This window comes from Kitasatospora sp. Ki12, assembly GCF_054601375.1.
The window spans coordinates 370,773-389,251 of the sequence record NZ_BAAIHT010000003.1 but is presented as its reverse complement, the minus strand read 5'-3'; the positions used below and the strand labels follow the sequence as shown (position 1 = coordinate 389,251).

Sequence of the window (18,479 nt, the reverse complement as noted above, 5' to 3'; positions counted from 1 at the left end):
CGCCGTCGGCCGCGTACCCCAGGGGACGCGGGCGCCGTGGTACGACAACGAGCCCCTGGGCCCGCTGCTGCTCGCGGGTCCAGGGGCTCGGTGGTGCCGTGGCTCAGTCACGGCGGGTACCCGGGGCGGGTGTCCGGGGCGGGGTCAGCGCCCCGGACGGGCCCGGTGCCTCAGAAGGCGGTGCCTCAGGAGGTGGTGCGGCGACGGCGGGTGTAGACCACCGCGCCCGCGCCGGCGACCAGCAGGGCGGTGCCGGCGCCCGCGTACAGCAGGGTGCCGTCGCTACCGGTGCTGGCCAGCTTCTTGCCGTCCGACGCGGCGCCCGGGATCGGCGTCGGGACGCTGACCTTGGTGGGCAGCGGCAGCGGCGCGTCCGGGTTGACCGGGGTCTCCGTGGTCGGGGTGTGCACCGGCACGGTGGCGGTCGGCGGGGTCGACGGGCCCGCGCTCGGGACGTCCGTGGGGGCCACGGTCGGCTCGGCGGTCGCCGGGGTGGTGGCCGCCGGGGTGGTGGGCGTGGCGCTCGGGGTCTCCGACGGCTTGGTGCTGGTGCTCGCGCTCGGCGTGACCGGGGCGGACGGCGTGGCCGAGGGCGTGGCCGGCGCCGACGGGCTGTGCGACGGCGTGGTCGGCACGGAGGTCGGGCCGTGCGACGGCGTCTTGGCCGGGGTCGGCTTCACGGTCGGGGAGGGCTTGCCGGTCGGGGCCGGGGTCTCGCCGCCGCAGTCGACCTTGAAGACCTTGTGCTTGGGGTTGTTGAGCTTGGTGTCCTCCGGCAGCTCGCCGTCGACCAGCTCGACGGACTGCCAGTACAGCTTGTAGTGGCCGTCCGGCAGGTGGATGTCCTCGGTGCGGACGTGGCCGTGGCCGTCGACCGGGATGTCGCCGTACGCGACGAGCTTCTCGTTGGGGCCGCCACCGACGGTGGTGATCGCCCAGATGACGTCCTGGTTGGCGTCGAAGCCGAAGGAGTCCAGGTAGAAGGTGCAGACCTTGGGCTCGTTGCGGACGTCCTCCTGGCCGGTGGCGGAGTCGTGGATCTTGACGGTGCCGTTGTTGCCGGGAGCACCGCCCTTGCCGCCGCCGCCGGCGACGGCGTGAGCGGCGGCGGGGGCGAGCAGCATCAGGGCGGCGGCGGTCGGGACGGCCACCAGGGAGCGCGCGGCGGTGGAACGGATGTGCATGGGCGATCCATCGGGTACGGCAGGCGGGGACGAGCCTGCGCGGTGGGAGGGAGCCTCGGGTCGGACGTTCGGTGGGGGCCGGTGCCGTGCGACGGGAGGGGCTCAAAAGTTCCCGCAGTGGGAAACGTGACGCAAGGGAAGTTTGGCCGGAATGTGACGTTGTGGTGGGTTGGTCCGATGAGTTCGTTACAACGATCCGATCACCCTGTTGTCATGGTTTCGTGTGTGGTGCACCCGGTGGCGAGGGTGGCGGCGGTCAACTCCGTTACCCGACCCGGCGGGTGAACCCAGGCGGCGGAGGTGGCCGGTATTGACCGGTCATCGGGGGCGGCCTGCGTGTCGGGGCGGCGGGCGGGTGCCAGGTTTCTCTATCGTCCGTCTGGAACCGCCCAGTCCGCCGATTCCGCTGCGTGAGCAGCCGATCCGACCCGTGGGAGAGAGCGATGCCCGGCCCAGAGCAGACCGCCGAGGAGAGCGCCGACGTCATCGTGGTCGGTGCCGGCCCGGCCGGCTCCACCGCCGCCGCCCACCTGGCCCGCACCGGCCTGGACGTCCTCCTCCTGGAGAAGTCCGCCTTCCCGCGCGAGAAGGTCTGCGGGGACGGGCTCACCCCGCGCGTCGTCAAGCAGCTGACGGACCTCGGCATCGACGTCTCCGAGGAGGCCGGCTGGCTGCACAACCGCGGCCTGCGGCTGATCGCCGGTCGGCGCTCGATCGAGTTCGACTGGCCCGAGCTGTCCGCCTTCCCCGGTTACGGGCTGGTCCGCCGCCGCGCCGACTTCGACCAGCTGCTCGCCCGGAAGGCCGCCTCCTACGGCGCCCGGCTCGTCGAACGCGCCAATGTGGCGGGTCCGTTGGTCGACGAACGGACCGGCCGGATCACCGGCGTCACGGCCAAACTGGGCGAGGACCGCAAGCCCGTCGCCTACCGGGCCCCGATCGTGGTCGCCGCCGACGGCAACTCCACCCGGCTCTCCGTCGCGATGAAGCGCTACCGTCGCGCCGACCGCGCGATGGGCGTCGCCTACCGGACCTACTTCACCACCCCGCGCCACGAGGACCGCTACCTGGAGGCCTGGCTCGACCTGCGCGACCCGAACGACCCGGCCCGGCGCCTCCTGCCCGGCTACGCCTGGGTGTTCGGCATGGGCGACGGCACCGCCAACGTGGGCCTCGGCGTCCTCGACACCGCCAAGGTCGACGTGGACTGGCGGGAACTGCTGCGCCACTGGTGCGAGGACCTGCCGCCCGAGTACGGCTACACCCCCGAGGGCGTCACCGAGCCGATCCGCGGCGCCGCCCTCCCGATGGGCCTCAACCGGCAACCCCACTACGCGGACGGCCTGTTGCTGGTCGGCGACGCGGGCGGCACGGTCAGCCCGGGCACCGGCGAGGGCATCGCCTACGCGATGGAATCCGGCCGCTACGCCGCCGAGACGATCGTCCAGGCCCTCGCCCGCCGCACCGACCGCGGCCGGGAGCTCGCCCTGCGCGCCTACCCGCAGGCGCTGCGCTCCGCCTACGCCGGGTACTTCGCGCTCGGCCGGCTGGCCGCCGACCTGCTCGGCCGCCCCAAGCTGCTCGGCGCCGCCGGTGGCGCCGGGCTGGGCCACCCGGCGCTGCTGAAGGTGGCGTTCCGGCTCATGGTCAACCTCACCGAGCCCAACTCGAAGGACTCCCTCGACCGGCTGCTCCACCTGATCGGGCGGGTCGCCCCGGGCCGCTGAGGGGGCCGGACCGTTCATCCTCGCGGGTGGGCGGTCGCGGTGTCCCGGGTTTGGCCGAAAGGGCGGAGTACGACCGGCTGTCGTTCGGATCATGTTGACGAATCATCAGATGATCCGATTGCCTGGTGTCGAACCAGCCACGGAGGGTGAGCGAAACACACCCCCGTGGCTCCGTTCTCGACCGCTGACCCGATCGACGGAGACACCGTGCGCCTTCGCCTTCGCCTGCTCGCCGCGCCCCTCGCCGCGGCCGCCGCCGTACTCGCCCCGAGCCTCCCGGCCGCCGCAGCCGCCCCGGCCGCCACCGCCGGGGCGACGGGCACCCCCGCCGACCAGTGCTCCGCCGCCTTCCGGCACGACGACGCCCGCCTCGGCCCGCAGGACCTCCCGACCGCCGGCCGGGTCGGCCGCCAACTGGTCGGCTACCAGCGCACCGGCGGCGCGAGCGACCAGGACTTCCTGGCGACCTACTACGACGCGGCCGCCAACGGCGGCAAGGGCGGCTGGAAGTACCCGCCCGCCGACGGCTACGTCACCCTGCCCGACGGCAGCCCGGTCGAGTTCGACATCACCCTCTACCCCAACCAGAACATCGACCGCTACGGCAGCGAGTACGGCGCCTTCCTCGCCCCCGAGGGCCTGCCCTACGCCAACCGCGCGATCCCGCCGCAGAACCTGGACGGCAACCCGGCGGCCGCCTGCAACTACCACGACTACAAGGTGGTCAAGCCCTTCAAGGTGCACGCCGGCCCGATCGCGCCCTGGTTCAACCAGCCCGGGTGGGGCCTGCAGTACCAGCTCGACACCACCCTGGTGCCCGGCGGCCCGGCCAAGCTGAACGTGCTCTGGCTGGTGGACAACGGCTACCTGGCCCGGATCTGACCCGGCCCCTCCGGCGGTGGCGTCCGGTGCACCCGCCCCGCGCGGTCACCGGACGCCGACCGGGCCCCCAACCGGACGCCGACCGGGCCCCGACCGGGCTCGCCGGGCGCCGACGGGATAAATCGCTGGCGGGCGCGGGGGACCGGGGATAGGAAGACGGCATGACCACCACCAGTGAACCCGCCGTCGACCAGCGGGTGTTCCGCCGCGCCGTGATCGACCTCGGCGACGCCCTGCTGCGGCCCTGGGGGCGCGCCCTCGACGTCCCCGGCGGCATCGTGCCCGCGCTCGTCGCCGCCTCGACGGACCCGGAGATCGCCCGCTGGAACCCGCTCGACTCCACCGACCCGGCCGCCGCCGAGGCCTACCTGGACCGCTGCGACGCCCACTGGGCCGACGGCACCATGGCCGCCTTCGCCATCACCGACGCCCCCGGCGGCGCCCTCCTCGGCAACGCCTTCCTGCGCTGGAGCAACCGGGCCGACGGCATCGCGATGGTCGGCTACTGGCTGCTCACCGCCGCCCGCGGCCGCGGCCTCGCCACCCGCGCCGCCACCGCCGTCACCCGCTGGGCCGTGGAGACCGCCGGAGCCCGCCGCATCGAGCTGTTCCACGCCGTCGGCAACGACCCGTCCTGCCGGGTCGCCGAACGCGCCGGCTTCCCCCACGAGGGGACGCTGCGCGCCTCCTGGCGCTTCGAGGGCCGCGACTACCAGGACGAACACCTCCACGCCCGCCTCGCCTCGGACCCCTTCCCCGAGCCGGGCCGGTCCGCTTGACCCTCACGTAGCGGGAGGACCTAGCGTCCGTGGCATGAAGATCATCGTTCATGACACGGCGAGCGCCATGCTCGAACTGCTCCGGCTTCCGGTGGAGGAGCGGCCGGACGCCCTGCGGGAGTTGTACCGCCCGATGGAGGGCGTGATGGCCGCGGTGACGGGGGAGGCCGACCTGGTCGCGATGCACCGGATGGGCAGCGGCTTCCGGCTCGAACGCGAGGACCCGCGGTACCCGGCCGCCGTGCGCCGGATGCGGGACGCCGGGGTCTGGCAGCGGGTCGAGGACTCGCTCGCCGCCGCGTGGGAGCGGATCGACGGCGCGGTGCCCGGCGTCGCGCACGCCGACACGGTGCACGTCGTCGTGGTGCTCGGCGACCCCGACGACGAGCACCTGACCGTCCGCAACCGCGGCTACTTCGGCATGGGCGGCTTCCCGGGCGCGATCCAGCTGCTCATGTGGCCGACCGAGACCGCCCTGGCCAAGATCGGCCACGCGGCGGCCCACGAGCTCCACCACAACGTGCGCTACGCCAACGTGGCCTGGAATCCGATGACCGTCACCGTCGGCGAGCAGGTCGTCGCCGAAGGGCTGGCCGAGGCCTTCGTCCGGGAGCTGGCCGGCGAACAGGCCCTCGGCCCGTGGTCGACGACGCTGACCGGCGCCGAGCTGGAGCACGCCTGCCGGAAGGTCACCGCCGGGATCGACGTGGCCGGGATGCGGAACCTGCCCCCGTACGTCTACGGCGACGCGACGGCACGCCTCATGGGCTGCGAGCCGGTGGGGCTGCCGGACTTCGCCGGGTACGCGGCCGGCCTGCGGATCGCGGACGCCCACCTGGAGGCCACCGGTCTCACCGCCGCCGCGAGCGTCGCGCTGCCGGCCCGGGAGGTCCTCGCCAACGCGGGCGTGCCCACCGTCGCATGACGGAACGTCAGAGGTGGAAGCCCGGGACGTCGGCCGCGAGTCGGTCGTAGACCGCGCGCAACCACGGTTCGCGGACGGCGGGCAGGCGTGCCAGGCGGTCCAGGAGCAGCCACCGGTCCGGCTGGAACAGCCGGTTCGGCCGCAGCGGGAGCGGGTCGTCGCGTTCGACGCCCTCGGGCAGGCGGGTCGTGGACGCGATCTCGGGAGCGGCCAGGTACGTCCACACCTCGGCGTCCAGCGGGACGGGCACCGCGCCGCCGGAGGGCTGCCAGGTCTCGCCGGTCCAGGGGTGCCGGGGGACCAGCGCGATGTCCGGCGCCCGACCCGGTCCCGTACCCGGTCCCGGTCCCGGTCGGGGGTCGAGGCCGGGGCCGACCAGGGCGACCGTCCGGGCCGGGGCGCCCGCGGCGAGCGGACTCGGCAGGACGGAGGCCGGCACCCGGCCGAAGACCGCGGTGACCAGGCCGTCGGGCAGCACCAGCGGCCCGCCCGCCGAGGCCGCCAGCAGGTGCGCCAGCGCCGTGCCGACCGCGGCGGACCACTGGTCGCTCCACCAGCCGAGCGGCTCGACCGGCGGCAGACCGGTCACCGTCCAGCCGTCCCCGGGCGGCCGGCCAGGCCCCTCGACGGGCAGCTCGCGCACCGCGCCCGGCTCCAGCCACACCGCCTGCCACCGGTAACAGTCGTCGATCCGGGTGCCGACCTCCCGCCCGCAGCGGGCGCAGGCCAGGTTCGGGCCGACCCCGCCGTCCGAGCCGCAGCAGCCGTCGCAGCGCACGGGGATCAGGACGGTGCCGCAGGTGTCACCGGGCGCGAGCAGGATCCGGCCGGGCGCACCGAAGGACACGTGGGGCACCGGCGCGTACACCCCGCGCGCGGCCGCCTCCCCCGCTCCGACCTCGGCCCACCGCCGGAACGGCGGTCCGTGCGGTTCAAGGTCGACGGCGTACGCCCCCGTCGGCAGCACCGGCGGCAGGTAGCGCTCGCCACCGCTCCGGAACGCATGGGCCGGCAGCGCCACCCGCGCCACCGGAACGCTCAGCCCGGCACCGCACCCGGCGCACGCGAACACCGCCACACACTCTCCCCCCGCCCACGGACTCCCGGAGTATCCCGGCGCCGCGAGCGGCCGCCAAGCCGTTTTCGCCACCGCGGGTCGGCCGGAGGGTGGGGGCGGCTCCCGGCCGGAGGACGGCGGAGCGTCCGCCCGCAGGCGGGAGTTCGCGGACAGGCCCTAGTCTGGAAGGGCGCGTACGGTGCGTGGCCTGCGAACGGAAGCGGTGGCCATGACGGTGATCTCGGCGGCTCTCTTCGGTACGGACTGGCGGCCCGCGCTGCCGGGCGGTGCCGAGCTGCTGCGCGAGTGCGCCGCCCGGGGCTGGACGGTCGTGCTGACCGGGCCCGGGCCCGTCGGGGCCCCTGCCCTGACCGTGGCGGATCCCGGGGGAGACCCGCTGAGGGCCGCCCTGGCGCTGGTGGACGGCGGGCCCCCGCACGCCGTGGCCGTCGCCGGGAGCGTGCGCGAGGTGCGGGCGGCGCGGCGGGCCGGGGTGCCGTGCGTCGCCCTGGAGACCGGCGGCGACGCCGGCCCGGAGCTGCGGGCGGCGGGTGCGGCCGAGGTCCACCGCGACGCCGCCGCCCTGCTGCACGTCCTGGACGACAGCCTGCTCGCCCGTCCCCGGGCCTTCGGACCCGTGGGAGCCGGAACAGGTGGTCCCCGGAACGGTTAGCGCCGGCCCGTACCGGGAACCGCCCGGGTGCGAGCACGTCACCGGAAGTGTCGGAGGTGACCGAGATGGACGGACCCGCTTTGAGCGGATGGGAGCGGCGGCTCCTCGAGGAGATCGAGTCCGATCTGCGCCAGGACACGAAGCTCGACCGGAAGTTGAGCACGATGGGCGCCAAACGGCCCGGCCGGCTCCGGCGCGTGCTCCGTGCCGTCGGGCGCCGGGTGACGGCCGGAGTGGTGCTGACCGCCCTGGTGATGACGGCGATCTGTCTCGGGGTGGGCGTGCGGACCCCGAACACGGCCGTGCTGGTCGCGCTCGGCGTGGTCTGGGCGGCCACCGTGTCGGCGGCCGTGGCCACCTCGGAGCTGCTGCGCCGCCGGAGCGCCTCCCGGTCGGGGCGGGCCGTCGTCGCCGAGCCGGAGGAGCACCCCGAGCGCCGCGAACGGCGGCCCTGGGACCGGCCGGAGGCGTAGCGCCATGAGCACCGATCTGTGGGAGCACCGCCCGGGTTCGCACCCCGCCGCCGACCTCGGCCTGGTCGGGTACGAGGTGCTGGCGACCGACGGCCCGGTCGGCCGGGTCGAGCAGGACACCGGGGACCGCCTGCTCGTCGACGCCGAGCCCTGGGTGCCGGGCACCCGGGTGCTCGTCCCGGTGGGCCTGGTCGCCCGGGTCGACCACCTGGTCCGCGCCGTCCACCTCGACTGTCCGCGGGCCAGGCTCAGCTCCGCCCCGCCCGCCGCGGTCGACCTGGCCGCGCTCCGTCCGCGCTGAGCGGCAGCGACCCATGCCCCGGCCGCTCACCAAGCGCTGGCCGGCCACCACGCTCACCGGCCGGACGATCGCCTTCCTGGTCGCGCCGTACGGCGTCGAGCAGGTCGAACTGACCTCACCCTGGCAGGCGGTCGCCGAGTCCGGCGGCACCCCGCGCCTGCTGTCCACCGCCGAGGGGCGGGTCCAGGCCGTCCGGCACCGCGCCCTGGGCGACACCTTCGCGGTGGACGTCACGGTCGCCGGGGCCGATCCGGCCGACTACGACGGACTGGTCCTCCCCGGCGGCGTCGCCAACCCGGACCGGCTGCGCCTGGACCGTCCGGCGGTGGCCTTCGTGCACGGCTTCTGCGCCGCGGGCCGTCCGGTCGCGGCGATCTGCCACGCCGCCTGGACGCTGATCGAGGCCGATGCCGTCCGCGGCCGGACCGTCACCTCCTGGCCCAGCCTGCGCACCGACCTGGTCAACGCCGGCGCCCACTGGGTCGACGAGCCGGTGCACGTCTGCCACGACGGCTCCGGCGTCCTGGTGACCAGCCGCAAGCCGGACGACCTGCCGCTGTTCGAGGACGCGTTCGTCACGGAGTTCGCCCACGCGACGACGAAGCGGCGGAAGTGGCCCTGGTAGGACCGGGCTTCGAAGCGTGATCGGTTTCAGGGGCGTGATCGGCTTCGGAGCGTGCTTCAGAGCGCGATCGGCCGGTGGGTGAGCGCCGTGCGCAGCACCTCCTCGTCCGTCGCGTCCGGGGTGTGCCAGAAGAGCAGGTCGGCCCAGTGCGGGTAGTACGGGTAGAGCGCGATGAGTTCGTCGAGCAGGGCGTCTCCCTCCGCCTCGTCGGCGTGGTCGGCCGAGCGCAGCCGGGCGATCAGGGTCGGCCCGCGCTCCCGCAGCGCGGCGGCGGCCTCGGCGCGGTGGTCACGTACGGTCATGGCGCGGATCCTACGGGCGGCCACCGACAGTCGGCGCCGGCAGTGGGCGCCGACAGCGGGCCGTCGGCGGGTGGTGTCAGTCGCCCCGGAGACGGACGAAGGTGGCGGTTGGCGGGCGGCCGGTCAGGGTGAGCTCGGCGCGCAGGGGGCCGTTGAGGGGGTGGACGGGGCCGTGGTCGGGGTCGGTGGCGGGCGGGCCGAGCAGGGGGCCGGCGAGTCCGGCGACCTCACGGGCCTGGACGGGGGTGAGCCGGGGAGTCGTGAGGAAGACCCGCCCGTCGTCGAGCTGGAGGACCAGCGCATGCGGGCGGTTCGCCGGGCCGGTGACGGCGCGGACGGTGGCGTCGAGGGTGTCGCTCCGGCGGTACTTGACCCAGGCGTGTCCGGCGCCGCGCGGGCGGTAGGGGGAGGCGGCGGCCTTGCAGACCAGGCCCTCCACGCCCGTGTCGGCGAGCTGCGCCATCCACTCCAGTGCCTCCGCCCGGTCGGTGGTGGCCAGCACCGGCTGGACGGGTGGCGGGACGTCGGCGAGGGCGGCGAGCAGCAGGCGCCGGCGGTCGGTGAGCGGGAGCCGGCGGAGGTCGCGGCCGGGCAGCGCCAGCAGGTCGAAGGCGATCAGGCCGAGGGCCACCTCCGGGCTGGCGGCGCGGGCCCGGCGGGTGCGCAGCAGCTCGCCGAAGGCGAACCGGCCGCCGCGCCAGGCGACCAGTTCGGCGTCCAGGACCAGGCCCTCGGGGAGCCGGGCGACGGCGGCGGCGATCGGCGGGAACTCGGGGGAGAGGTCGCGGCCGGTGCGGGACTGCAGGAACGGCGGGCGGTCGCCGCGGGCGAAGGCGACGCAGCGGAACCCGTCCAGCTTCAGTTCGTACTGCACGCCACCGCCGCCCAGGCCGTCCGCGGGCGGGACGGCGGTGACGGCGGCGGGGCGCATCACCTCGACCGGCGGCTCCAGGACCGGGCGCGGCCCGCGCACCCGCCCGTGCGCTGCCGGAGCTGCCCGAGACGTCGGAGCTGCCCGAGACGTCGGAGCTTTCGGAGCCGTCGGTGTCGGGGGTGCCGGGAGTGCCGTCGGTGCCGGGGGTGCGGCGGGCAGTGGCCGGGCCCGCTCCGGGTCCAGCAGCGGGGCGAACAGGTCGCCGTCGGCGGCCAGCCGGTCGGGCACATCGGTGAGGGTGAAGGTCAGCTCCCGCTCGTCGCCCGCCCGCTCCAGCTCCGCCCAGGACAGCGGGGTGGAGACCGTCGGCCGCGGCCGGGCCCGCAGGGTGTACGGCGCGGCGGTGGTCTTCTTGGCGTTGTTCTGCGACCAGTCGACCAGCACCCGGCCGTGGCGCCGGGCCTTGGCCATGGTGTGCACGGCCAGTTCGGGGTGCTCGGCCTCCAGGGTGGCGGCCAGCGCCTTCGCGTAGGCGGAGACCCTGGCGCTGGGCGTGGGCTCGATCGGGACCAGCAGGTGCAGGCCCTTGGAACCGGAGGTCTTCACCCAGGCGGTGAGGCCGTCCGCCGCCAGGCGGTCGCGCAGCAGCAGCGCGACCGTCCGGCAGGTGAGGACGTCCGCGCCCTCGCCGGGGTCGAGGTCGAGGACCAGCCGGTCGGCTAGCGCGGGCGCTGCCGCGTGCCACTGCGGGACGTGCAGCTCCAGGCAGCCCAGGTTGGCGACGGAGAGCAGCGCCGCGCCGTCCTCCAGGACCACCTGCCGCAGCTCGCCGGTGTTGCTGGGGACGTCGACGGTGCGCACCCAGTCCGGGGTGCCCGGGGGCGGGTTCTTGGCGACGAAGGACTGCGCCTCGACGCCGTCCGGGCAGCGCAGGAAGGAGACCGGGCGGTCGCGCAGGTGGGGCAGCAGGGCGGCGTGGACGGCGGCGTAGTAGCGCAGCACGTCGCCCTTGAGGGTGCCGGTGCGCGGGTAGTACACCTTGTCGAGGTGGGAGAGCGCGAGGGTGCGCCCGTCCACCGTCATCTGCGGCACGGTCCGTCTCCGAAGCCTCCGGTGGGTGGCCCCCGCTGTCAGTCTGCCCCGGTTCGGCGGCGGGCGCCCGGGGCCGGGGCCGGCGCCCCGGGCCCTGGTCAGAGCCCCGGACCGCCGGTCAGAGCCCCGGGCCGACCAGGGCGTGGGCGTCCGCGACCAGGCCCTCGATCCGGGCCCAGTCCGGCGCCGGCCCGTCCAGGTACACGCCGAGCCAGCCCCGGTGGCCGACGTACGGCGGGCGGTAGTAGCGCGCGGGGTCCTCGCCGGTCAGCCGTTCCTGCGCGCCGCCGGGCGCCGCGCACCAGCAGCCGAGGCGGTCGTCGTGGTGGTGGTCGGAGAGCATCACGAACATCCGGGCCCGGCGGCCGGAGCCCGCGAACCAGCTCGGCTCCCCGTGGCTGACCCGCTCCTCGGCCTCCGGCAGCGCCAGGCAGAGCGCCCGCAGCCGCTCCACCGGCGTGGACCCGGGCGTGGACCCCGGCGGGGGAACGGGTGCGGGACCCGGCGAGGGCACCGGGCTCACCGCGCGACCGGCCGGGGCGCGCCCGGGTAGGTGCCGAAGTACCAGCGGTTGCCCTCCGGGTCGGCGGCGGCGAAGTCCCGCGAGCCGTACTCGGTCTCGTGCGGCGCGGTGGTGATCTCGGCGCCGGCGGCCAGCGCGCGGGCGTGCACGGCGTCCGGCTCGGCGGTGACCACGTACGCGGTGAAGCCGCCCGGCTTGCCCGCCCAGGGCGCGGCGCCGTCCGGCGTCTCGCGGCCGGAGCCGAGCATCACACCGCCGCCCTCGGGCCAGGCCAGTTCGGCGTGGGCGACGAAATCGCCCTCACCGTAGGCGACGACCTCCTGGAAGCCGAAGGCCTCGACCAGGAAGCGGATCAGCGCCCGGGCGTCGGTGGCGCGCAGGCTGGGCCAGACCTGCGGGGCGGGGGTCTCGGTGGCGTCCATGGCTCTCTCTCCTCGGGACGGGCGCGGGAGCGCCGGCGGTGTGCGGGGTTCCGCTACGCCTCCCACTCTGCGGCCGCCCCGACCTCCCCGCCTTGGACGTTTCGGAACTTCGCCGCCTCCGGCCCCTCCGCCGCCAGCCAGGTGCTCGGCGCGGCCCCGGCCAGCGCGCGAAACTCCCGGGCCAGGTGCGCCTGGTCGAAGTAACCGCAGCGCACGGCCAGTTCGGCCAGCCGGGGCGGCGCGTCGGTGGCGGCCAGCAGGTGCCGGGCCCGGTCGAAGCGGATCACCCGGGCGGCGGCCTTCGGGGTCAGCCCGGTCTCCCGGCGGAACCGCTCCTGCAGGTGCCGGGCGCTCCAGCCGGTCTCCCGGGCCAGCTCCGCCACCGGCAGCGCGCCGCCGCTGCGCCGCAGCGCCCGCCAGGCCCAGCCGACCTCCGGCGGCACCCGCCCGGACGGCCGGGCGGCCCGCAGCAGCGCCCCGTCCAGGGCCGTGAACCGCTCCGCCCAGCCGGGTGCGGCCTGCAGCCGCTCCCGCAGGTACGGGTCCAGCCGGGTGAGCACCTCGTCGGCGGGCAGGTCGATCCCGGCCAACTCCCCGGCGGGCAGCCCGAACAGCGTCCGCGCGGCGAGCGGGTGCACGGCGATCTGCACCCCGGACTGCGCACCGTCGTGGGTGATCAGCGCGGGGGCGGTGTGCAGGCCGCCGAGCAGGGTCGGGTAGCTCCCGGGCGGCTGCGCCGGGTCGGGGTGCCCGGCGATCACCAGCGGCTCGTCCAGGGTGAGGATGAAGGTCAGGTACGGGGAGGGCAGGCCGCGGTGCACCGCGGGGGCGAGGCCGCGCTGCCGGTAGCCGGAGTACCAGGCCACGTACGGACGCAGCGCGGTCGCGGGCCTGGCCAGGACGGCCTCGTCGACGGTCCCGGCGCCGGGTTCCCCGGTATCCGTGGTCACCCTCCCAGTATCGGTGCTCCCGCTCCCGGCGGTGCCTGGCGGATGGTGCGGAGCGTGCGGGGCGGGGCGTGCGGGGCGGGGCGGACGGTGCGCGGCGTGCGGCCGGGCGGGTCCCCGGCGCGGTCGCGGGCGGGCACGGTGTTGCTTATGGTGAGGGCGCGGTCACCCAGCCCGCGCCGTGTCGGGCGCGTGGGGGCGCACCGTCCGGGGGGACACGGGGGGAACCACCGACGAAGGAGTCCTCGTGACCACTGCCCGAGACATCATGCACACCGGCGCCCAGTGCATCGGCGCCCACCAGACCCTCGCGGACGCCGCCAGGATGATGCGCGACAAGAACGTGGGCGCGCTGCCGATCTGCGGCGACGACCAGAAGCTGAAGGGCATCATCACCGACCGCGACATCGTGCTGCGATGTATCGCGGAGGGCAAGGACCCGGCCGCGATGACCGCCATGGAGCTCTCCGGCCACCTGCACTGCGTGCGCGCCGACGACAGCATGGACGCGGTGCTGCGCAAGATGGAGCAGCACCAGATCCGGCGCATCCCGGTGATCGACGGAGAGCGGCTGGTGGGCATGATCAGCGAGGCGGACCTGGCGATGGGCCACCGCGACGGCCAGCGGCTGACCGACCAGCAGATCATCGACTTCATGGACGGCGTCTACATGAAGCAGTGACCGGGCTCGGCCGGCGTCCCGCCCCGAGCCCCGGCCCCGTCCCCACCGCCGTGACCGGCCGGCCCCCCGTACCGGCCGGGTCCTTCGACGGTGCCGGACGGGGCCGCCGCACGTCTTGTACAAATGCGCACCCGGCCGGCTGCCGGGAGTCGACGGCCCGACCCCGAACGGCCCGCACGGACCCGGCCGCCCCTGTGGCGCCCGGTTCCTAGGCGGCGCCGGCGTCGAGGACGGCGCTGGTCACCCGGCCCGCGACGCGGTCGGTGGGGTCGGGGAGGGCGGCGGCGGTGTCGCGGGAGGCCAGGAACGCGCGGGGGGAGCAGCCGACCATGCCGCGGAAGCTGCGGTCGAGGTGGGACTGGTCGTAGTAGCCGCAGAGCGCGGCGAGGTCGGCGCCGGCGGGGCGGTCCGGGCCGGCGGCCAGGAGGGCCAGGGTGCGCTGGAGCCGGAGGATCCCGGCGGCCTGTTTGGGGGCGACTCCGAGGTGTTCGCGGAAGCGCAGTTCGAGCCGGCGGCGGCTCCACCCGGTGCCCTCGACCAGGGCGGGGACCGGCACCTGCCCGTGGGAGCGCCGGAGTTGGTGCCAGGCCCAGCGGACGGAGGGGTCCCAGTCCGGGCCGTACGCGAACAGTGCGGCGAAGTACCCGTCGAGCATGGCGAACCGGGCCGGCCAGCTCGGGGTGTCGGCCAGCCGGTCGGTCAGCGCCCGCAGCCGCGGGCCCAGGACGTCCCCGGCCTCGGCCCACTGCCCGCCGAGGTCGCCGGCCAGCGGGCCGAACGCCCGGTAGGCGCCGCGCGGGGTGAGCGAGACCGCCAATCCGTGCAGGACGCCGGAGTGTTCGGCGATCGTCGCGGTGCGGCGCAGCCCGGCCGCGACCGAGCCGAAGGAGGCGGCGGCCGCGGGGGCGACGGCGTCGACGAGGCGCATCGTGCCCTCGAAGGCGAGCGCCACGGTGACCACGTCCGTGGGCACCTCCAGCCGGCGGCGCGGCTGCCGCAGGTCCAGCCGGTAGCCGCGGTAGCCGAGGACGTAGCGGCGCAGCGGCGGCGCGGGCGTGCCGAGGACCATCCCGGGTGCGGTCGTCAGGAGGGTGCTGCGGGCCATCTCAACTCCCGTGCTCGGCCGGGCGGGTGACATGTGCACGGATTATCCTAGGCGGTCCGCCGGCCGTCGGGGATGTCTCATGAGCTGGATTTTTCTTTCTTGCCAGCCGAGATGCGGGCACAATCGCGCACATGGGAAAGCAGTACGAACGCATCGAGGGCCGGCTCCGCCGGTTCATCGAGAGCCAGCCGGTCTACTTCGTCGCGACGGCCCCGCTGGCCGCCGACGGGCACGTCAACCTCTCGCCCAAGGGCCGCTCCGGCACCCTCGCGGTGATCGACGAACTCACCCTCGCCTACCTGGACTTCGGCGGCTCGCAGGCCGAGACCGTGGCCCACCTGCGGGAGAACGGCCGGATCACCCTGATGTGGTGCTCCTTCGAGGGCCCGCCCACCGTGGTCCGGGTGCACGGCCGGGGCGAGCCGGTCTTCCGTGACGACCCGCGCTTCGCCGAGCTGCTCGGCCACTTCGCCCCGGACGCCGACGGGTCGGCCCTGCGGGCGATCGTGCTGGTCAGGGCGGAGCGGGTGAGCGACTCGTGCGGCTACGCGGTGCCGTTCATGGACTACCGCGGCGACCGCGACCTGCACGCCCAGTACTTCGAGCGCAAGGGCGAGACGGAGTTCGGCGCCTACTGCGAGGGCAAGCCGCTCGTCGGCACCAGCATCGACGGCCTGCCCGCCCTTCCGCTGCCGCTCCCGCCCCGGCCCGCCTGAACCCGAATTGGTCTGGACCTCGTAGCTGAAACCCCTGGTGCGCCCGGGGCTGTCGCGCGTAGCTTGGGGGCCCGTGACTGCTGATGTCTGACCGGGCGCCGGAGCGCGCCGGACAAGCCGGACACCTTGGACGCGCCGAACACCCCGGAGCCCCCGGGCCGGAGGCCGCCGCGAGCCTGTACGCGTGGCCGTACGCCGCCGCCACGGCGGGGTTCGCGGCGGTGATGTTCCTGACCGGGTTCGCCGCCCTGGCCGTGGTGCCCACGCTGCCGGCGGCCGTGAGCGACCTCGACGGGGTGGCGCTCTACCCGCTGGTCGCCGGCTGCTTCACGGCGGCCAGCCTGTTCGGCGGTGTGCTGGGCGGGAGTTGGGCGGACCGGGCGGGTGCGCGGCGTCCGCTGGTGGCGGGGATCCTGCTCGGGGTGGCGACCCTGGTGGTGTCCGGGACGAGCACCACCGTCTGGCAGCTCGCCGCCGGGCGGTTCCTGGACGGCATCGCGGCCGGGATGACGGCGGTGGCCATCACCACCGCCATCGCGCGGGCCTACCCCGGGCGGCTGCGGGCGCACGCGCTGTCACTGATGAGCACCTGCTGGATCGTGCCCTCGCTGGTCGGCCCGCCGCTGGCCGGGCTGGTGGCGGGGTGGTGGTCCTGGCGGGCGGTGTTCCTCGGGCTCGCGGCGATCACCGTCCTGCCGATCGTGGCCGTGCTGCCGCTGCTGCGCCGCCCCGGTGCCGCGGGGGCGGAAGGGGCGGAAGGGGCGGAAGGGTTGGCGGAGACCGCCGCCCGTCCGCCGCTGGCCGTCGCGGCGGCGGTGAGCGGGGGTGCGGCGCTCGCCCAGTACGGGGTGTCCGGCTGGGACCCGGGCCGTCTGGCGGCGGCCCTCGTCGGGCTCGGGCTGCTGGGCGCCTTCGCCCCCCGGCTGCTGCCGGGCGGCACCGGGCGGGCGGCCTGCGGACTGCCCGCGACCGTACTGCTGCGCGGGCTGTCCTCGGGCGCGTACTTCACGCTGGAGGCCTTCGTCCCGCTGCTCCTGGACACCGTCCGTGAGGTCCCGGCCGCGGTGACCGGGCTGGCCTTCACCGGCGCGGCCGTCGTCTGGGCGGCGGCGAACTGGGTGCAGGGGCACCTGCTGGAGCACCGGGCACGGCACCGGGTGCTGGCGGGCGGGATGGGGGTGTGCGTCCTGGCGGTGCTGATCGCGGGCGTCGGCACCCTGCCGGGGTCACCCGCCGTGACGGCCGGTGCCGCGCTGGTGGTGGCGGCGGCGGGCATGGGGGTCGCGGCGCCGAGCATGACCCTGCTCTCCATCGCCCACAGCCCGCCCGGCCGCCAGGGCCGGACCGGCGGCGAGATGCAGACCGCGCAGAACCTCGGCCAGGTGGTGGTGATGGGTGTGAGCTCCGCCCTCTTCAACCTGTGCCTGGCCGCGGGCGGGGGCGGGGGCGGGAGCGGGGGCGCCGGCGCGTACACGGCGGTCTTCGCCCTGCTGCTGGTGCCGTGCGTCCTGGTCGTCGGGCTCGCCGGTCGGGCCGGGGCCGGCAGCGGGTCGGACTGATCCGGCCGGTCCTGCCCGTCCGGGGCTCGCCCCCGCGTGGAGACACGACGAAGCCGCCGCACCCGGCAGGGGTGCGGCGGCTTCGTGGGGGTCTTACTTGCTCAGACCGGCCTTGACGGAGCAGACCGGCCAGGCGCCCGGGCCCTGGGCCGCGAGGACCTTCTCGCCGACGGAGATCTGCTGGTCCTTGGTGGCCAGGTCGGCGCGCGGGGCGAAGGAGGTGCCGCCGAAGGCCGCCCAGGTGCTGGAGGTGAACTGCAGGCCGCCGTAGAAGCCGTTGCCGGAGTTGATGGCCCAGTTACCGGTGGCCTCGCAGGAGGCGACCTTGTCCCAGACGGTGGCCGGCGCGGCGGAGGCGCTGGTGGCCGTGACGAGGCCGGCCACCGGGAGGGCGGTGAGCGCCCCGGCCATCAGAGCCATCCGGACGCGGTTGCGGCGCTTCGGGGTGGCAGTGGTGGTGGCAGCGGCAGTCTCGTTACGGAAGGTCATGAATTTCCTTTCGGAGGGGGCTGCGAGCACGCGGAACCAGGCCTTCGGAAGGCCGCAGGTTTCGGGGACACGTCGCTCGCGTGGTCCGGCACCGTGCCGACTCGGTGGGCGGTGAGGCCCGTCCGGAGCGGATCGCTCGGTGCAACGGGTTCGAAGTTACGGGGGAGGTGGTGGCCGTTTCAAGGATTCGAAGGTTTAGGCACGTCAGCGGCCTGTTACCGGAGGTAAGGATCAAGGAATTGTGCAGATTTCGCCTGATTTGCACCTATTTCCAAGATCAAAATCCCCCCGGAAGTGGCCCGCACCACTCCCGAAGCCGTGTGAGGCCGCGCACATCGTCGACAGCGCGTCACGATCACCGAGCGGCCGGTGCCGAATCCGTCCGGCCCGACGTGGCTCCGGGTGGCCCGCGCCACAGGGCTCACCCGGAGTGCCCCCCGCACTCACGCACGGTGCCGGGCATAGCCTCGGGCGCATGAGCAACGAGAGCGATGCGGCGGACACGGCGGGCGCGGGAGCGGCGGACGCCGCCGCGGGAGGGACCGGCACGGGAGGGGCCAATCGGGGAGGGCCCAACCCGGGAGGAGCCACCGGAGCCGGGGACCACGAGGTCGCCGCCGCGCCCAGCGGCTTCGAGCTGGGGACCGACGGGCCCAAGGTGATCCTGGTGGGGCTGGACGGCTCCGACTCCTCCTGGCGCGCCACCGCCTACGCCGCTGGACAGGCCCGCCGGCAGGGCGCCGTCCTCGCGGTGGCCTACGTCCAGCCGATCCTCGGTGCCGCGACCGCGCTGGCCGGGGCCGCGGTGGAGGAGACCACCCAGGAGATCGCCGACGAGCTGCTGGCCGCCCTGCGCGACGCCGAGCAGCGGGTCCGTGAGGTGTGGAAGGTGGACTGGCGCTTCCTGACCATGCGCGGCGACCCGTACGGCGGGCTGGCCAAGCTCGCGGACGAGCTGCGCGCGGACGCCGTGGTGGTCGGGGTCTCCGAGCAGGCCGGGCACAAGGTGATCGGATCGGTGGCGGTCCGGCTGGTGAAGGCGGGCCGCTGGCCGGTGACCGTCGTCCCCTGACCCGCGCGGCCCCTCGGTACGTACACCCCTCTTGTGCACCCGTCCCGTCCTTCGGTCGCCGCCCGGGCGC

General features: G+C 75.4%; 21 protein-coding genes and 1 pseudogene. 12 read left to right on the top strand and 10 right to left on the bottom strand.

The genetic code is table 11. The features are described from left to right. Positions 1 to 185: 185 nt before the first annotated feature. Positions 186 to 1,184, bottom strand: coding sequence for an LPXTG cell wall anchor domain-containing protein (locus tag ACYP53_RS32535; protein ID WP_459650081.1), 999 nt, complete (start codon positions 1,182 to 1,184; stop codon positions 186 to 188). Between the two features lie 443 nt (positions 1,185 to 1,627). On the opposite strand from ACYP53_RS32535, the gene ACYP53_RS32530 reads away from it, so the two are divergent. The 4 genes from ACYP53_RS32530 (at position 1,628) to ACYP53_RS32515 (ending at position 5,497) form a co-directional block, all read left to right on the top strand. Next, positions 1,628 to 2,911 (top strand): geranylgeranyl reductase family protein, encoded by a 1,284-nt coding sequence (locus ACYP53_RS32530; protein ID WP_189921990.1) that lies wholly within the window; start codon positions 1,628 to 1,630, stop codon positions 2,909 to 2,911. Between the two features lie 207 nt (positions 2,912 to 3,118). After that, the gene (locus ACYP53_RS32525; RefSeq protein WP_459650080.1) at positions 3,119 to 3,793 is read left to right on the top strand and encodes a TNT domain-containing protein; all 675 of its coding nucleotides are present in this window, start codon (positions 3,119 to 3,121) and stop codon (positions 3,791 to 3,793) included. 161 nt (positions 3,794 to 3,954) lie between these two features. Then, positions 3,955 to 4,572, top strand: coding sequence for a GNAT family N-acetyltransferase (locus ACYP53_RS32520; protein ID WP_459650079.1), 618 nt, complete (start codon positions 3,955 to 3,957; stop codon positions 4,570 to 4,572). A 34-nt stretch (positions 4,573 to 4,606) separates the two neighbouring features. Then, positions 4,607 to 5,497: a DUF2268 domain-containing putative Zn-dependent protease gene (locus ACYP53_RS32515; RefSeq protein WP_459650078.1), complete on the top strand. Its 891-nt coding sequence runs from the start codon at positions 4,607 to 4,609 to the stop codon at positions 5,495 to 5,497. Between the two features lie 7 nt (positions 5,498 to 5,504). Here ACYP53_RS32515 and ACYP53_RS32510 read toward each other — a convergent pair whose 3' ends face one another. Next, on the bottom strand, positions 5,505 to 6,575 hold the full coding sequence (locus tag ACYP53_RS32510; RefSeq protein ID WP_459650077.1) for a hypothetical protein: 1,071 nt from the start codon (positions 6,573 to 6,575) through the stop codon (positions 5,505 to 5,507). Between the two features lie 208 nt (positions 6,576 to 6,783). Between ACYP53_RS32510 and ACYP53_RS32505 the strand changes: the two genes are divergently transcribed. From ACYP53_RS32505 to ACYP53_RS32490, 4 genes are all read left to right on the top strand, one after another. Then, positions 6,784 to 7,227: an HAD family hydrolase gene (locus ACYP53_RS32505; protein ID WP_189921985.1), complete on the top strand. Its 444-nt coding sequence runs from the start codon at positions 6,784 to 6,786 to the stop codon at positions 7,225 to 7,227. Positions 7,228 to 7,292: 65 nt separating this feature from the next. Continuing rightward, on the top strand, positions 7,293 to 7,700 hold the full coding sequence (locus tag ACYP53_RS32500) for a DUF3040 domain-containing protein (RefSeq protein WP_189921984.1): 408 nt from the start codon (positions 7,293 to 7,295) through the stop codon (positions 7,698 to 7,700). A 4-nt stretch (positions 7,701 to 7,704) separates the two neighbouring features. Further along, positions 7,705 to 8,001: a PRC-barrel domain containing protein gene (locus ACYP53_RS32495; protein WP_189921983.1), complete on the top strand. Its 297-nt coding sequence runs from the start codon at positions 7,705 to 7,707 to the stop codon at positions 7,999 to 8,001. Between the two features lie 13 nt (positions 8,002 to 8,014). Continuing rightward, positions 8,015 to 8,626 carry a type 1 glutamine amidotransferase domain-containing protein gene (locus tag ACYP53_RS32490; protein WP_459650076.1) on the top strand — a complete coding sequence of 204 codons (612 nt, stop codon included), beginning with the start codon at positions 8,015 to 8,017 and terminating at the stop codon, positions 8,624 to 8,626. A gap of 56 nt (positions 8,627 to 8,682) precedes the next feature. Here ACYP53_RS32490 and ACYP53_RS32485 read toward each other — a convergent pair whose 3' ends face one another. The 6 genes and pseudogenes from ACYP53_RS32485 to ACYP53_RS32460 all read right to left on the bottom strand — a co-directional run bounded on the left by ACYP53_RS32485 (position 8,683) and on the right by ACYP53_RS32460 (position 12,789). Next, positions 8,683 to 8,928 carry a hypothetical protein gene (locus ACYP53_RS32485; RefSeq protein WP_459650075.1) on the bottom strand — a complete coding sequence of 82 codons (246 nt, stop codon included), beginning with the start codon at positions 8,926 to 8,928 and terminating at the stop codon, positions 8,683 to 8,685. 76 nt (positions 8,929 to 9,004) lie between these two features. After that, a complete protein-coding gene (locus ACYP53_RS32480) occupies positions 9,005 to 9,859 on the bottom strand; it encodes an ATP-dependent DNA ligase (protein WP_459650939.1) in 855 nt (284 codons plus the stop codon). A 153-nt stretch (positions 9,860 to 10,012) separates the two neighbouring features. Next, positions 10,013 to 10,885: pseudogene (gene ligD / locus ACYP53_RS32475) on the bottom strand (non-homologous end-joining DNA ligase); the annotation flags it as partial. Between the two features lie 127 nt (positions 10,886 to 11,012). Then, positions 11,013 to 11,348, bottom strand: coding sequence for an MmcQ/YjbR family DNA-binding protein (locus tag ACYP53_RS32470; protein WP_459650074.1), 336 nt, complete (start codon positions 11,346 to 11,348; stop codon positions 11,013 to 11,015). Between the two features lie 65 nt (positions 11,349 to 11,413). After that, positions 11,414 to 11,839: a VOC family protein gene (locus tag ACYP53_RS32465; RefSeq protein ID WP_189921978.1), complete on the bottom strand. Its 426-nt coding sequence runs from the start codon at positions 11,837 to 11,839 to the stop codon at positions 11,414 to 11,416. Positions 11,840 to 11,892: 53 nt separating this feature from the next. Beyond that, positions 11,893 to 12,789 carry an AraC family transcriptional regulator gene (locus ACYP53_RS32460; protein ID WP_189921974.1) on the bottom strand — a complete coding sequence of 299 codons (897 nt, stop codon included), beginning with the start codon at positions 12,787 to 12,789 and terminating at the stop codon, positions 11,893 to 11,895. Positions 12,790 to 13,033: 244 nt separating this feature from the next. On the opposite strand from ACYP53_RS32460, the gene ACYP53_RS32455 reads away from it, so the two are divergent. Then, positions 13,034 to 13,468, top strand: a complete 435-nt coding sequence (locus ACYP53_RS32455; RefSeq protein WP_189921972.1) for a CBS domain-containing protein — start codon at positions 13,034 to 13,036, stop codon at positions 13,466 to 13,468. A 208-nt stretch (positions 13,469 to 13,676) separates the two neighbouring features. Here the strand turns inward: ACYP53_RS32455 and ACYP53_RS32450 are convergent, their stop codons facing one another. Continuing rightward, positions 13,677 to 14,573, bottom strand: coding sequence for a helix-turn-helix domain-containing protein (locus tag ACYP53_RS32450; RefSeq protein WP_459650073.1), 897 nt, complete (start codon positions 14,571 to 14,573; stop codon positions 13,677 to 13,679). Positions 14,574 to 14,704: 131 nt separating this feature from the next. Here ACYP53_RS32450 and ACYP53_RS32445 point away from each other — a divergent pair, with 131 nt between their 5' ends. Together ACYP53_RS32445 and ACYP53_RS32440 are read left to right on the top strand one after the other, a co-directional pair. Continuing rightward, positions 14,705 to 15,289: a pyridoxamine 5'-phosphate oxidase family protein gene (locus tag ACYP53_RS32445; protein ID WP_189921968.1), complete on the top strand. Its 585-nt coding sequence runs from the start codon at positions 14,705 to 14,707 to the stop codon at positions 15,287 to 15,289. An 83-nt stretch (positions 15,290 to 15,372) separates the two neighbouring features. Further along, positions 15,373 to 16,848, top strand: a complete 1,476-nt coding sequence (locus ACYP53_RS32440; RefSeq protein WP_459650072.1) for an MFS transporter — start codon at positions 15,373 to 15,375, stop codon at positions 16,846 to 16,848. 93 nt (positions 16,849 to 16,941) lie between these two features. On the opposite strand, the gene ACYP53_RS32435 is transcribed toward ACYP53_RS32440, so the two are convergent. After that, the gene (locus ACYP53_RS32435) at positions 16,942 to 17,337 is read right to left on the bottom strand and encodes a transglycosylase family protein (RefSeq protein WP_189921964.1); all 396 of its coding nucleotides are present in this window, start codon (positions 17,335 to 17,337) and stop codon (positions 16,942 to 16,944) included. Between the two features lie 637 nt (positions 17,338 to 17,974). On the opposite strand from ACYP53_RS32435, the gene ACYP53_RS32430 reads away from it, so the two are divergent. After that, positions 17,975 to 18,409, top strand: coding sequence for a universal stress protein (locus ACYP53_RS32430; protein ID WP_459650938.1), 435 nt, complete (start codon positions 17,975 to 17,977; stop codon positions 18,407 to 18,409). Positions 18,410 to 18,479: the final 70 nt, after the last annotated feature.